Source organism: Bacillus sp. LQ01 (genome assembly GCF_057624735.1).
The window spans coordinates 1,451,416-1,467,379 of the sequence record NZ_JBYEZL010000001.1 but is presented as its reverse complement, the minus strand read 5'-3'; the positions used below and the strand labels follow the sequence as shown (position 1 = coordinate 1,467,379).

The 15,964-nt window shown below is 35.7% G+C and carries 11 protein-coding genes and 1 riboswitch; of the genes, 4 read left to right on the top strand and 7 right to left on the bottom strand.

What is annotated here, in order from left to right; translation table 11 throughout:
* Window positions 1–48: 48 nt before the first annotated feature.
* From AC22L0_RS07720 to AC22L0_RS07710, 3 genes are all read left to right on the top strand, one after another.
* On the top strand, window positions 49–624 hold the full coding sequence (locus AC22L0_RS07720) for a hypothetical protein (RefSeq protein WP_001170884.1): 576 nt from the start codon (window positions 49–51) through the stop codon (window positions 622–624).
* A gap of 208 nt (window positions 625–832) precedes the next feature.
* A riboswitch (glycine riboswitch) is annotated at window positions 833–953 on the top strand.
* 106 nt (window positions 954–1,059) lie between these two features.
* Window positions 1,060–2,427, top strand: coding sequence for an alanine/glycine:cation symporter family protein (locus AC22L0_RS07715; RefSeq protein WP_000451039.1), 1,368 nt, complete (start codon window positions 1,060–1,062; stop codon window positions 2,425–2,427).
* A 232-nt stretch (window positions 2,428–2,659) separates the two neighbouring features.
* A complete protein-coding gene (locus AC22L0_RS07710) occupies window positions 2,660–3,853 on the top strand; it encodes a S8 family peptidase (RefSeq protein WP_000790924.1) in 1,194 nt (397 codons plus the stop codon).
* A 91-nt stretch (window positions 3,854–3,944) separates the two neighbouring features.
* Here the strand turns inward: AC22L0_RS07710 and AC22L0_RS07705 are convergent, their stop codons facing one another.
* Both AC22L0_RS07705 and AC22L0_RS07700 read right to left on the bottom strand, forming a co-directional pair.
* Window positions 3,945–4,469, bottom strand: a complete 525-nt coding sequence (locus tag AC22L0_RS07705; RefSeq protein WP_000656270.1) for a DinB family protein — start codon at window positions 4,467–4,469, stop codon at window positions 3,945–3,947.
* A gap of 14 nt (window positions 4,470–4,483) precedes the next feature.
* A complete protein-coding gene (locus tag AC22L0_RS07700) occupies window positions 4,484–5,251 on the bottom strand; it encodes a DUF3891 family protein (protein ID WP_000577284.1) in 768 nt (255 codons plus the stop codon).
* A 204-nt stretch (window positions 5,252–5,455) separates the two neighbouring features.
* On the opposite strand from AC22L0_RS07700, the gene AC22L0_RS07695 reads away from it, so the two are divergent.
* Window positions 5,456–5,728, top strand: coding sequence for an HU family DNA-binding protein (locus tag AC22L0_RS07695; protein WP_001043905.1), 273 nt, complete (start codon window positions 5,456–5,458; stop codon window positions 5,726–5,728).
* Window positions 5,729–5,768: 40 nt separating this feature from the next.
* Here AC22L0_RS07695 and AC22L0_RS07690 read toward each other — a convergent pair whose 3' ends face one another.
* Genes AC22L0_RS07690 through AC22L0_RS07670 form a run of 5 tightly spaced genes read right to left on the bottom strand, consistent with a single transcriptional unit; the run spans window position 5,769 to window position 15,949 of the window.
* A complete protein-coding gene (locus AC22L0_RS07690; RefSeq protein ID WP_000959126.1) occupies window positions 5,769–6,311 on the bottom strand; it encodes a hypothetical protein in 543 nt (180 codons plus the stop codon).
* A 25-nt stretch (window positions 6,312–6,336) separates the two neighbouring features.
* On the bottom strand, window positions 6,337–7,086 hold the full coding sequence (gene sfp / locus AC22L0_RS07685) for a 4'-phosphopantetheinyl transferase Sfp (RefSeq protein ID WP_000572997.1): 750 nt from the start codon (window positions 7,084–7,086) through the stop codon (window positions 6,337–6,339).
* Window positions 7,087–7,143: 57 nt separating this feature from the next.
* Window positions 7,144–8,574, bottom strand: a complete 1,431-nt coding sequence (locus tag AC22L0_RS07680; RefSeq protein WP_000660192.1) for an MDR family MFS transporter — start codon at window positions 8,572–8,574, stop codon at window positions 7,144–7,146.
* Complete coding sequence (locus AC22L0_RS07675; RefSeq protein WP_000184059.1) at window positions 8,574–8,798, bottom strand: MbtH family protein; 225 nt, start codon at window positions 8,796–8,798, stop codon at window positions 8,574–8,576. The genes AC22L0_RS07680 and AC22L0_RS07675 overlap by 1 nt, the downstream gene beginning before the upstream one ends.
* A complete protein-coding gene (locus tag AC22L0_RS07670; RefSeq protein ID WP_487272182.1) occupies window positions 8,795–15,949 on the bottom strand; it encodes an amino acid adenylation domain-containing protein in 7,155 nt (2,384 codons plus the stop codon). The genes AC22L0_RS07675 and AC22L0_RS07670 overlap by 4 nt, the downstream gene beginning before the upstream one ends.
* Window positions 15,950–15,964 lie beyond the last annotated feature (15 nt).

Sequence of the window (15,964 nt, the reverse complement as noted above, 5' to 3'; positions counted from 1 at the left end):
TATTATATATTATAATTATAAGTTTTTAAATTTTGGAGGCGTTACATATTGCAGAAATTACTTTTTACTAAATGGACAGTTGTTATTTCTATTTTCATCATTTTTGGTACAATTTTCTACGTTACTAATGTTAAAAATAACCACGAAAAAGCAACTGTAGAAACAGCGGAGACAAAAACTTTCAAAACTAAATTACAACCTAAAATTAATGAATTGACTACTCATTATAATGACATCATCGAAAAAGATTGGTTACCTGCCTGGGAAGAGATTAACACGAATGGAGATTCAGTAGATCGAAATAAACTATTAGTTACAATGAGTGCTGTTTCCAAGCAGTACGAAACAATTATGAACGAAATAGACACGCTTAAAATTGAAGAAAACATAACAGATATAGATATACAAAAACAACTACTTCAGTTCACAACTCAGTTTAAATCCGCATCAAATTTCATGAAAAATGCAGCAAATTTAATTATAGACGGAGCAAATAACTCTACTCCAACCGATGAAACTATTGAAAAAACAAAACAAGCTTTAGGACTTGCGGATCAACATATTGTCATCGCTTTATCTACTTTAAATGAAGTTGAAGATAAATTAGGACTTACAAAAAAATAAAACTATTTACTATTTTAAAATAAAAAATGATTGCAATTCACAATTTGTATGTCTATAATGTTTTTATTGATTTACAATCAATGTGTTTATAAATTTTATAATTCGGATGAACCATTCAGGAGAAGGTCTATTGATCTACCGACGGGGCAAAAAGTTGTTATACCAGCTTTGAAACTCTCAGGTCTTGGTTACAAGTAGAACTGCATGGGGACGAATCTCTGGAGAGACTCCCTCTCGCTTTCATAGAGCGCGGAGGAAAACGAGCACCGAAGGAGCAAATCCGCTACTACAGCGGATAATCTCTCAGGTAAAAGGACAGAGACAAGCGAAAGAAAAAGCCGATTGTATCGGTTTATTTTTCTATCCCTTGTTTCTCCAGAGACCATTTCATTTACTTGAAGTGGTTTTTATTTTTTCTAAAAAAGGAGAATAAAGATGGAGACAGTAAGTAAAGTATTAGAACAACTGAATCAATACGTGTGGGGATTACCAACTTTGTTGCTACTCGTTGGAACAGGTATCATTCTCACAGTGCGTTTAAAAGGTTTACAGTTTAGTAAACTATTATACGCTCACAAACTAGCATTTAAAAAATCAGAAGATACCTCTTCTTCTGGAGATATTAGTCACTTCCAAGCACTTATGACAGCTATGGCCGCAACGATTGGTATGGGAAATATAGCCGGTGTTGCAACAGCTGTTACAATTGGTGGTCCTGGTGCAATATTTTGGATGTGGATTACCGCTTTATTCGGTATGGCAACAAAGTATGCCGAGGCAATACTTGCAGTGAAATACCGTGTTAGTAATGAAAATGGTGAATATTCAGGTGGACCAATGTATTATTTAGAGCGTGGTTTAGGTAAGAAATGGCTGGCAGTATTATTCGCTATATTCGGCACAACTGCTTCTTTCGGTATTGGTAATATGGTGCAATCTAACTCAGTTGCAGAGGCAATGCGAATTAATTTCTCTTTCCCTCCTGCTTTAACTGGTATAGTAATGTCATTTTTAATCGCAATTGTTATTTTAGGCGGTGTAAAAAAAATTGGGAAAGTGACGGGATATGTCGTTCCTATTAAAGCTTTCTTTTATATAATTGCTGGTCTTATAATTATTTTCTATCACTACGACCAAATTCCAGAAGCATTTTCACTTATTTTTTCTGGTGCATTTAATGGTACAGCAGCTGCTGGTGGTTTTATTGGGGCAACAGTTGCATCAGCTATCCAAATCGGAATGGCGCGTGGTGTATTTGCGAACGAAGCTGGTTTAGGAAGTGCACCTATTGCCGCCGCGGCGGCAAAAACTGATTCGCCTGCAAAGCAAGCTTTAGTTTCAATGACTGGTACTTTTCTAGATACGTTTATTGTATGTACAATTACAGGACTAGTATTAATTACTACAGGTGCTTGGAAATCTGGTAAAACTGGCGTTGAAGCTACAACACTTGCATTCCAATCTGTATTTGGTACTGCTGGTAGTATGATTCTCGGTATCGCAATTATTTTATTTGCCTACTCTACTATTTTAGGCTGGTCGTATTATGGAGAAAAATGTGTAGCTTATTTATTCGGAGAAAGTGCAGTTAAATATTATAAAGCAATCTTTATTGTTATGATTGCAATTGGTGCTAATTTAAAGCTAGGAATCGTATGGACATTTGCTGATATTGCAAATGGACTTATGGCAATTCCAAACTTGATTGGTCTAATTGGATTAAGTAGTATTGTTGTTGCTGAAACGAATCGCTTTTTACAAGCAGAGAAATTGAAAGAAAATAATAAAAAACAGGCAAGTTAATCTATGAAAAAAGGAATGACTCATACATGATGAGCGTTCCTTTTTTCATCCCCTCTTTTACTTAATTACTATCATTAAAAATATATTTATATCAATATTTACTCCTTTTTATTCCTTCAAAAGTTTTTCACATAAATGTCATAAATCGTATGGTCTAACTATATAGTTGAAAAGGAATGCGACATTAAGGTGTCACTGAAAAACTCATCCAAGAAAAGGGAGGAAAAATCTTTTGAAAAACAAAATCATCGTTTTCCTATCTGTTTTGTCATTTATTATTGGTGGTTTCTTCTTTAACACGAATACTTCAAGCGCTGAAGCATCATCTACTGATTATGTTCCTAACCAATTAATCGTTAAGTTCAAACAAAATGCATCTTTAAGTAATGTGCAATCTTTTCATAAATCTGTCGGAGCTAATGTCTTATCTAAAGATGATAAGTTAGGTTTTGAAGTCGTACAATTTTCAAAAGGTACTGTAAAAGAAAAAATAAAGAGCTATAAAAATAATCCAGATGTGGAATATGCAGAACCGAATTATTACGTTCACGCCTTTTGGACTCCAAACGACCCATATTTTAATAATCAATACGGGTTACAAAAGATTCAAGCTCCACAAGCTTGGGATAGCCAACGAAGTGATCCTGGTGTAAAAGTAGCTATTATTGATACAGGAGTTCAAGGCTCACACCCTGATCTGGCTTCGAAAGTAATTTATGGGCATGATTATGTTGATAACGACAATACATCTGATGATGGTAATGGTCATGGTACACATTGCGCTGGAATTACTGGAGCACTTACGAATAACAGCGTCGGAATTGCTGGTGTTGCCCCACAAACTTCAATTTATGCTGTCCGCGTATTAGATAATCAAGGAAGTGGTACTCTTGATGCTGTAGCGCAAGGTATTCGAGAAGCTGCTGATTCGGGTGCAAAAGTAATTAGTTTAAGCTTAGGAGCTCCAAATGGTGGTACTGCATTACAACAAGCCGTTCAATATGCATGGAATAAAGGGTCTGTTATAGTTGCAGCTGCTGGAAATGCTGGAAATACAAAAGCTAATTACCCTGCTTATTACAGCGAAGTAATTGCAGTTGCTTCTACAGATCAATCAGATAGAAAATCTTCATTCTCTACTTATGGTAGCTGGGTAGATGTTGCAGCACCAGGTTCAAATATATATTCAACATATAAAGGAAGCACGTATCAATCATTAAGTGGTACATCTATGGCAACACCTCATGTTGCAGGAGTCGCAGCTCTTTTAGCAAATCAAGGATATAGCAATACACAAATCCGCCAAATTATTGAGTCTACTACTGATAAAATTAGTGGTACAGGTACGTACTGGAAAAACGGTAGAGTCAATGCATATAAGGCTGTACAATACGCTAAGCAATTACAAGAAAATAAAGCTTCTTAAGAAAACTTTAATCAGTCGATCTACCATGAATGCAGAATAAAATAGAAGGAGAGACTTCTATAATTAAAGCCTCTCCTTCTTACAAACTATATTACTCTCCCTGCTTTTTAACCATATGTAAATACAGTACAAAATCCATCATTGTCGATGAATGACCAAGTTGACGAATCATCGCTGTTATATTTCCTCTATGATATGTACCATGATTTACGACATGTTGCACTAATTCTAAAATCGAAGTTTCTAATTTCCCTACGTATGGATTCTCAATAACAAATACAGCATTCACATCTTGTATTGTAATTAAAAACTCTTTATATTGATTTGCCATGTTTTCAAACATTTTTTCTAATTCATGTAACGATTTAGTTTCAATTTGTTTTCGTAAATCTTCTCGGTCTTGTATTGCTTCATTCATACTTTTACCATGCAATATATGTAACCACACTTGATCTGTAATATAAATATGCACAAAAGTATCCTTAATGGATGGGAATACACTCTGTATCTGCTCATTAAAAATTGTCTCATAGTTTGGTAACTCTTTTAATCGATTGAATAATCTAGTATTAGCCCAAGCATGATAATCACACTGTTTTAATATATAATCTTTCAATTTATATTACCTCCTTATTGTATGAAACGAATGGTTTGTTTCTTCATTTCTGATTCTCTATCAGCCTTTGCAATCCCTTTTTCTTTCATTTCATGCTTATTTATCGTTTTATATTTTACATACGTATAAAATTCTGTTTGAAATGGAAATGGTGTAATCCGAATTGTTTCCTCGTCCACCCATTCAGCTTGAATAAGTTTCTCCTCTTTACTATTAAACATTTCTGTTCCTTCAAAACCATCTTTAAATAAGTCAATTTCATCTTTCTTTTTGACACCAGGCTTATTCATACATACGTATAAAGAAAGTTCATCACAAAACTTTAATAATCTATAATGCTTATCGAACATCGCAAACTGTTTCTTTGTTAACGTTTTCAAAATTCTTTTTTGTCGTTCTAATTCATGTTTATAAAATGACATCATCTCTTCATCTTCCTCGTTTAGTGGAAATGATAAAAAATGTTTACTACAAAGCAATGCCCCGTATGGATTAGAATTTTCAATTTCATTCAATCCAATCGTATAAAAAACAAAACGTAATGGGCTTGGACAATCCATAAATGTATATGGAATATTTTTAGCATCATTCAAAATTGGTACTTTATCAAGCTCTATCCATCCTCTGTCATGCTCATATATTGCATCAACTGTTTCTTTTAAATATGTTTTATCTTCAAAAAAGTCTTCTTTTATATGCTTTGCAATCTCTCCAGCCAAAAAACCATGATCATGTTGACGAATTAAAATACTTTCCTTCTCATTTTTTTCACGAAAAATCATTCGTATACTCCCCCTCATCCTCATATTAAAGCTTTTTATATGCATCGATTCTTAATTAATCCCTAAATAATAGAAGGGATTCAGTCTCTTGCAACGAAATTAACATAATTATATAGTATTCTTTCTAATCATAGTGATAGCTTTATCTTTACTATCTATTATACTAAAACATTCATTCCAAAAATTTTTTTATGAGGTGAAAACATGAACAAAACAGAATTAATTAAAAACGTAGCTCAATCAGCTGATATTTCTCAAAAGGACGCTTCTGCAGCTGTACAATCCGTATTTGACACAATTGCTAATGCATTACAATCTGGAGATAAAGTTCAACTAATCGGGTTTGGAACTTTTGAAGTACGCGAAAGATCTGCTCGTACAGGACGTAATCCGCAAACTGGCGAAGAAATTCAAATCGCCGCTGGTAAAGTTCCTGCATTTAAAGCAGGTAAAGAATTAAAAGAAGCTGTTAAATAAAAACAAGAAACCAGCCATTTTATAGGCTGGTTTCTTGTTTTTATTTAAGCAATTGCTTTATATTCTCTGCATGATACACTTCACAAATATAAAATACACATTTGCAGTTACTTACAATTTGATACTTTCTAGTTGGATACACATTCGCTGTAACAGAACATCCATCAAACAATTCAATAATATTTCCAGATGGCTGATATCCTTCATATAATACGTTTCTTCTTACTTCCATCTTTTCTATAAGCTTTTCAACAGGAATATTTCCACTCTCTAATTCACTCTTTATTGCGTCCGGTAAAAACGAAGTGTCTGCAAAAATTAGATTTTCAGATAACACCTTTCCTTTATAACTAACATTAGATACACGGTAAAGAAATGTTCCATCTTTATCAAAGAAATTCTTTGCTTCTTTCGGAATGTACTGTCTACCAAGTGCCTCTTGTTCAAGAACATCAAACTGAACTGTATCATTTAAAAGCTTTTCTAAAGCATGAATGGATGATGTATCTCCAGAAAATAAAATATTTTTAATTGCTTGTACGTTATAAGTGAATTCATTCTTTCTATTTTCCGCTACTAACATGAGGAACACCTCTTCTATAATTTTTTTATTTAAGATTTAAAAGTGCTGCCGCGTCTAATTGCGTAATTTCAGTCACTTCCTTACTGAATATTGCAACAGAGGCCCTATAATCTAAACTAGGCCTTACATCTTCCATCATTGTATTACTTGCTAACTCTTGTCTATCCTTAAAAACCAACAAGTTTGGAGGATCATTTGGAGCTGATACTGTAATATGTACTGGCGGAATCATTAGTCCTTCACCTGTCGCTTTCAGCACCGCTTCTTTTCGAGTCCAATATGTTAAAAAACCTTCTATTTTCTGTTTATTTGGCAGTTTCATAACTTGCGCTATTTCAATGTCTGTTAATACACCTTCTGCCATTTTCATAACATCTACATTTGGATTCATTTGTTCTACATCTATGCCAACAGGTGCAGATTTTGTAAAAGCAACGACAACCCACTCACCTGAATGTGAAACGGATAATTGCGGCATACCTTCTGGTAATTGTGGTCTTCCATGCTGCAATTTACATACTGAGCACATTCGATCAATTGGTACTTGGACTGGTGACATAGAAAGTATCTTACCGAGAACTAATCTACTTATTACGCAACCTATTATAAAACGAGCTCGATCTGCCGAATGGTGATACGAATTTGCTTTCTCTCGCTCTATATCATTTAGTAAATTGTAATGCCATGATTGTAAATCTGAAATTCTTGCCCACCATATTTGACAATCATTCTCATTCAAAGTTGGAATAGAATCTACAACTTTACTTTCTATCATGTAAACTCTCCTTTATTCAACGAATATCAATTTTCATAAGAAAGCATGCGTATATTGTTATTCATTGACAAGTACTTTCTCTTTTTCTGATACAGATAATGTTTTTTCTTTCTTCTTTGACATTACCTCTTTATCGGAAATACGTAAAGAAAATAGTAGTGCTATGAGCAAAAATATTGCTGACCCAATTAATGCTGCTTGATATGGTAAAAAATCGGATTGAACGTTATTACCTCCAAAACCAGCTAGTATACTAGCTAAAACCGCTACTCCTATTGCTGAACCTAGTCGATTTTGCACATTGAATATAGTAGTCGCTCTCCCCATAGAAGGCGGCGTGATATTGTTAAAGGCAGAAAATTGAACCGCACCGACAGATTGGCCTAAGAAAATACCGATACCAAACAATAATGCCCGGATTTGCCACGGATTCGTATCGTGATTTACAAAACTCAATAAAACAAATATAACCGCCGTACATATTAATCCAATAGAAATTACCTTTCGAGCTCCTAATTTCTTATATGACCATGGCACAATTTGTGAAGAAATCATTAATCCAATCGCCTCTGGAAATGTCGTAAGTCCTGATTCCAGTGCGGAAACTCCTATCACATTTTGATACATAAGAGGAAAAACAAATAACATTCCTAATAAACCAGCTGATGAAAATAATGATATAATGCTCATCTTTCTAAAGACTGGTTCTTTTAATAAGCGTAAATCTAACATCGGTTGCTTTACTTTCAGTTCTACAATTATAAACAATGTAATGAATACAACCCCAGCTATCCCAGTACTCATAATTTCTGGAGAAATCCACCCTTTTGATGGTCCCTGGCTGAGTGCATATATGAGCATCGCAAATCCTGGTGCTGATAAAATAAAGCCGAGCGAATCAAAGCGACCAGCTGATTTTTCAACATGTTCTGCTAAAAATAGAAGTCCAAATAGCAATGCAACGATTCCAAACGGTAGATTAATATAAAATGCCCAACGCCAAGACATTTGATCTACAAAGAAACCACCGATGATAGGACCAATTGCTGGTGCTACAGCAATTGGAAGTATAATGAACCGGGAAATCTTCGGTCTTTCCTCGGGTGAAAATGTTCGAAATAACATCGCCATTCCAACCGGTGTTAAAAGCCCTCCGCCAGCACCTTGAATAATACGGAAAATATTCAATGAAGTAATATCGTTAGCCATTCCGCATAAAGCAGATGCAATTGTAAATACGAAAAGAGCAATTAAAAATACTCTTTTCGTACCAAAACGATCTCCTAACCAACCAGAAATCGGAAGGAAAACAGCTAAACTAACTAAATACCCAACATTCACCGTCCCCATTGCAGATGCAGGTACTTGTAGTTCTCTACTTATCGTTTGCAGTGCTACATTTACAATCGTTGCGTCCATCGCAGCCATAAACATCGCAGTTATATAAACGATACTTACAACTACTTTTGGATTTAGTTTTTCTTTCATTATCGTTTTCCTACTAATGTTTTTTCGCGAACTTGATTACCTTGTGGATTCAAATCTTTCCAGTTATATTCAACATATTCTAAGCAGCTCTGCCTACTAGCTTCTTCATATACGACATTCCAGCCAATAGGTACATCGAGAAAAGCAGGCCAGAGAGAATACTGGCCCTCCTCATTTATTAATACTTTATATGTGTAATTATCATTTTCAAATGGATTCGTCATACTCTACTTACCCCTTTCTTATTCTGCAAATATTTCGCTAATACTTGCCCAATTTCCGTAAGTGGACCTGGCTGACATAGATCTTTATGTCTACAATCAATATCGTGCTGCACAATTTGCCCGTCTAAATAATTTAGCCACGTATTTGGAGAAATAGGATCAAACCAGTCTGGTATAACAGTAGATCTAAAGAATAAGATATCTCCGTTATAAACTTTCGGTACATATTTCCCTAACAACCCTACTGAATTTACATATGTTTCTTTCAAGTTCAATATAGTCTCTTCTTCAAGACTTGCTAATGCACTTCCATCTTTACGAAGGATTTCAACTGCACTTTCCATTGTAAGTGGTTTACCATCCATGTTATCTGGGTCATATCCGCCTAAAGCAAGTAATGCAATTAACGCTTCCTCTTCAGTAGGCGCTTCCGTATTTGGTAAGAAGTGTCCAGGATAAGAATCAAGCATAACGAGTAATTCTACTTCTTCCCCTTCATTTTGTAGTTGCGCCGCCATTGCATGCACAACATTTCCTCCAAGCGACCAACCTAATAAACGATATGGTCCATAAGGCTGTACTTCACGAACATGTTTCAAGTAATCCGCCGCCATCTCCTCTAAACTTTTTGGAAGTTCTTCATTTTTAGCAATACCACGTGCTTGTACACCATAGATTGGATAATCTTTTCCTAAAGATTTCATAAGTCCTGCATAGCACCAACTTAATCCACCTGCTGGATGTACACAAAATAGTGGTAATTGATCCCCGCTTGCTCGTAATGGAAGCAACACATCAAGTGCACTTTGACCATTCCCCATCTCAAGTCTTTCAGCTAACCCTGCAACAGTCGGTGCTGCAAATAAAGTGCCAATGTTTAGTTCCACTCCAAGCGCCTCTTTCATGCGGCTCATAAGCTGCACTGCAAGGAGTGAATGGCCACCAAGATCAAAGAATCCGTCATCAATTCCAATTTGAGGTACACTTAGCACTTCTGTAAACAAGTCGCATAACATTTCTTCTTGCGGTGTTCTTGGACCACGACTAGAAGATGATGCGATAAATTCTGGAGCTGGCAATGCCTTTCTATCTAATTTACCGTTTGGAGTTAAAGGTAACTCATTTACTACTACAAAAGCGTATGGAACCATATAATCTGGTAAACTACCACTAGCAAACTGACGCATTTCATTCGTATCAATCGCTTCATTATTTGATGCAACGATATAAGAAACTAACCGTTTATCCCCTGGTTGATCTTCCCGTACAATAACAGCTACTTGCTCAACTTTAGGGTGCTTCATTATGACTGCTTCTATTTCTCCTAATTCAATTCGGAACCCACGAATTTTGATTTGATGATCTGCACGTCCTATATAATCTAGCGTCCCATCTTTACGCCAGCGAGCTAAGTCTCCTGTACGATACATTCTTGTACCTGGCTTGCCAAATGGATCTGCGATAAAGCGTTCAGCCGTTAATCCTGCTCTTCCTAAATATCCACGCGCAAGCCCTGCACCTGCAACATACATTTCTCCAACTACTCCAGGTGGCACTGGTTGTAAATAGTTGTCTAACACATACACTTTAAGGTCAGATATACTGCACCCAATTAAACTATTTGCTCGTAAAGAGACGATAGTTTCATCTAATTCAATATAACTAACATGTACTGTCGTCTCCGTAATACCGTACATATTAATAAGCTTTGGTGCGTTATGAGGATGTCGACTATACCAATCTTCTAAGCGACTTAGCTCAAGTGCTTCTCCTCCAAAAACAACATATCGTAAAGATAATTTTTGGCCAATCTCTTCATTTTCACGATCTGCTTGCATCAATTGATAGAACGCTGATGGAGTTTGGTTTAAAACCGTAACCTTTTCTTTAACAAGAAGCTGTAAAAATTCTTTCGGTGAGCGACTTACAGTATGTGGCACTACAACTAAACGCCCTCCGTATAATAAAGGTCCCCAAATTTCCCAAACAGAGAAATCAAAAGCGTATGAATGGAACATCGTCCAAACATCGTTTCCGCCAAACTGGAACCAATGATCAGTTGCTCCTAAAAGTCTTACTACATTTTGATGAGGTATCATAACGCCTTTCGGTCTACCCGTTGAGCCTGACGTATAAATAACGTAAGCAATATGTGATGGAGATAATGGCTTAATGCGTTCCACTTCATCAATATTTTCTTCACTATATTTCTCAACTTCTGCTATTACTTTTACATCATCAACTAAAACTTTTAGTGCCTCATCACATTCAATTTCCACTTCTGAATTCGTTAAAACACATGATGGCGCATCGTGTAGCATAAATGAAATGCGGTCTGCTGGGTAATCTGGATCTAACGGAAGGTATCCAGCACCAGCTTTAAGAACAGCTAATAAGCTTACAACCATGTTTAATGATCTTGGCATCGCTAAAGCAACGAGTTGATCAGGACCAATCCCTTTTGCTATTAGGAATCGAGCTATTTTATTTGCTTTTCTATTTAACTCTTCATAAGTTAATTTCTTATCTTCAAAGACAACAGCAATAGAATTCGGATTTATATGAACCTGCTTTTCAAACAATTGTGGCAATGTCATTTCTGGTGCAATTTGAAAACCACCATTCCACTTTTCTAACACTGTATTTTTCTCTGCTACAGTTAATATTTCTAATCTGCCAATTGATTGATCCGGATTTGTAGCTGCATCATCTAATAACAAAATGAATCGTTCTATTAGTTTTTGAACCGTTTCACGTTTATATAAATCGGTACTAAACTCTAGTAATCCATGTAAACCGTTCGGAGTACCATCAACCCCGTTACTCTCACTAATTTCAAATGTTAAATCAAATTTTGCAGAACCGACGCTTTGAATTTCAAGGCTCGCTTCTAAACCTGGTACATGAAACGTTGCTTCTGGTGTATTTTGAAAAGCTAACATAACTTGAAACAACGGGTGGCTGTTTCGAGTACGTACTGGATTTAACACTTCAACAAGCCTTTCAAATGGAACATCTTGATTTTCATAAGCTGCAAGATTTACCTGCTTCACTCTATTTAATAATTCTTTAAAACTTGGATCTCCTGACGTATTTGTACGTAACACTAATGTATTTACAAATAAACCAACAATATCTGAAAGTACATCATCATTTCTTCCAGCAATCGGACTTCCAATTGGTATATCAGTGCCTGCACCTAATCTTGTAAATAGTGCACTAAGCCCTGCTTGCAATACCATAAACAAACTAACTCCATTTTTACGTGCAAGCTCTACTAACCTACTATGCATACCTTCATCTATATGAAAATGAATTGTTTCCCCGCGGTAACTCGTCTCAATTGGACGCTGGAAATCTGTAGGTAACTCCATTTGGTCTGGTAAACCTTTAAGTTCTTCTTTCCAAAAATCTAATTGTGTTGAAATAAGACTCTCTGGTGTCGTTTCATCACCTAGCAATTGCTGTTGCCAAAGTGCATAATCCGCGTATTGAACTGGTAGTGTCTCCAGCTGAACTCTGTCACCTTGACATCGTGCTTTATACGCCACTGTAAAATCTCTCGTTAACGGCTGTAATGACCAGCCATCACCTACAATATGATGTAATAAAATTAATAATACATGTTCGTTTTCACTCACTGTAAAAAGTTGTAAACGAACTACCGGCTCAAAATCGAGGTTAAAGCTATATCTTACCGCCTCTGAAAGTACACTTTCTAATTCATCTTTACATGTATTAGTTATAACCATTTCTAGATTTAAGTTTTCCATATCTAAAATTCTCTGATAGGAACTACCTAATACGTTAGGGAAAATTGTTCTAAGTGTTTCATGTTTCTCAACTACATCATAAAAAGCACCTTGTAATGCTTCCCGATTCAATATTCCATTCATACGAATGACTAGCGGAATATTATAAGTAGGACTTGGACCTTCTAAACAATTTAAGAACCATAACCTGCGCTGTGCAAATGAAAGTGGAACTTCATTTGGCCTACTTGCTTTCTGAATAGCTGGTCTTGCGCTTTTTGCATCGTTTAATTGTTTCGCCAGTTCGGCAACAGTTGGTGATTCAAATAGTTTCCCGATTCCTAATTCCACACTTAACGTTTCACGAATTCTTGCCATTAAACGAGATGCGAGAAGTGAATGTCCACCCATTTCAAAGAAATTATCATCAATGCTAATTCGAGAAACACCAAGTACTTCTGCAAATAAATCACATAATATTTCTTCTTTCGGATTTCTAGCAACTCTCTCATTGTGCATTCCATTAAAATCAGGAGCAGGTAATTTCTTTCTGTCAACCTTACCATTTGGCGTTAATGGTAATTCTTCTAGCACAACAAATGCCGATGGTATCATATAATTCGCTAAACTTTCTGAAACATAAGAACGAATTTCTGAAAGATTAATCGGTTCCTTTTCTTCTGCAACGATATACGCAATGATGCGTTTATCATTTGGACGATCTTCTCGTACCATTACTACCGCTTGTTGAATATTTTCATGTCGTTGTAATACCGTTTCAATTTCAGCTAATTCAATTCGGAATCCACGAATTTTAATTTGATGATCTGCGCGACTAATGTACTCTAACGCACCATCACTACGCCATTTCACAAGATCTCCTGTACGGTACATGCGCTTCCCTGATTCTCCATAAGGATTTGCAATAAACCGTTCAGCTGTTAACTCAGGTTTTCCTAAATATCCGCTTGCAAGTCCCTCCCCTGCAATATATAATTCCCCAATAACTCCAGGTGGAACTGGTTGTAACCCTGCATCCAATACATACACTTCTGTATTGCAAATTGGCTTTCCAATAGGAGGTATACCCTTTTCACCTTCATCAATGTTCATAAAAGTAGACCAAATCGTCGTTTCAGTTGGTCCATATAAATTAGTTATTGAGCAACCTAATTCTTTTAATTTATTTGCTAAATGCGCTGGAAGAGCTTCACCACCAACTAGTATATTTAGCCCTTGTAGCTTCTCTGGATAATCAGTTACTAACGCCTGCCAAAGCGTCGGTGTAGCCTGCATAATGGTCACTCTTTCTTCTTGTAAAAGTGTCGTTAATGCTGATGGCTCTTGTATGTCTTCTTTTTGCGCAATTGTTAAACTTGCACCACTAATAAGAGGTAAATAAATTTCTAGAGCAGAAATATCAAACGCAAACGTTGTAACTGCTAATAAATGATCATTTTCATTTAATGAAAACTTTTGTTGCATAGCCATTAAAAAGTTACTTAAACCTCTCATAGGAACAATTACACCTTTTGGGTTTCCTGTTGAGCCTGAAGTATATATTGTATAGGCTGGGTTTAAAAGTGATACATCATTCTTACATGCTATATTCATACGAGAATATGTATGTAACGCTAGTTTCGTTTCTTCTTCATCTAATACAATTTTTTTCATATCATTTTCTATAACTAACTTAGATGAAACAGATGAATGTGTTATGATACAAACTGGTTTTGCATCATTTACTATATAATTAATTCTTTCTGCTGGGTATTCTGGATCTATTGGTAAATACGCTGCACCAGCCTTTAAGACTGCTAGCATACTAACTACCATTTCTATTGATCTAGGGAATACTAAAGCTACAAACTGGTTTGGTCGTATTCCTTCTTCTACTAAATAATGTGCTAGTTCATTCGCTCGTTCATTTAGCTCTTTATACGTAAGGTTTACACCGTCACAAGTAATGGCTAGTTTATTGGGATTTTTTTGCACTTGTTTTTCAAATGATATAGGCAGACTGATTAACTCATCGTCTTCCTTCGTTTCATTCCATTCCAATAAAACTTTATGATTTTCTTCAGGCAGAGTAATGTTTATTTTTCCAATCGACTCGTTTTTCTCATAATTATTTACTACTAATTCAAATAGACTCATAAATCTTTCTTTATGCAATGCTAGCTCCGCGCCATTATATACTTCAGGATTTGCATCAAAATGAATCATTAGCTCATTTTGATCAAAACGTTTATATACATTTATTGATAAATCATCGACAGGTCCTGCTGATAAATTATGCGTAATACCACGATTTCCAGCAAAATTTAGCCCGTAATCAAAAGGCATAACATTCACTAACGGTCCAAACAACCTTTGATTTTCACCTAGTAACTTTAAGTCTCTTCTTAATTCCTCATGACGGTATTTATAATGGCGACGTACATCTCGGATTTCTTTAGAAACTTGCTGCAATAATTCCGCAAGAGTTATATTTGGAGTTACTGTAATACGAAGTGACACTAAATTCATTACCATACTTGGTGTATGAATAGATACCGAACCTAGACGTCCCATCATCGGTAAACCTAAAACAATATCATTTGCACCTGTTAACTTATGCATATAAATACTTGTTACAGCGACAATGAATTCCGGCCAACTTGTTAACGAAATATTGATATCTTCTAATAAAGTTTTCGTGCTAGAACTAGATAAATAAGCTGTTTCTCGTGAAAATCCATTTGATGTTCTCGGTGCTCGCTCTGCCAAGCTTACAACTTCTGGTTCATCCGCAAATTTTTCTAACCAAAAAGTACGATCTTCCTGAAATTTTTTAGACTCACGATACTCAATATCTTCTTGCACGACTTTTGTAAGAGAACCAAACGGCTTTTCATTCTTGTTTGTTTCTTCTATAAGTGATGTATACTCATTCGCCACTTTTTGGCTAAGAAGTGAAAATCCATAGCCATCCATCACAATGTGATGGATGCGCTGATACCAAAAGAAACGATTATTTTCAACTTGAATAAGTGCTTCAGTAAATAATGTATCTTTTTTCAAATCGACTGGCATAGATAAATCATTTTTCATCCATACTTTAGCAGCTTCTTCAGGGTTTTCTTCTTTCCGAACGTCAATAAAATGCATATGAAACTGTGATTCTTCAATAACTTGCCATGGGCCAATTTCATCCTCCTCGAAGCGAACATGAAGTGCTTCTGCTTCCATTACAACTTTACGTACAGCTAATTCGAAAATTTCTTGATGAATATTTCCGTTTATTTCTACATATTCCCCAGTATTGTAAATTGGATTAAGCGGATCTAATTGTTGCGCAAACCACATACCAGACTGCGCAGATGATAACGAATGACGAATCTTTTGACTGTTAGGCATTCTTTACTACCCCTT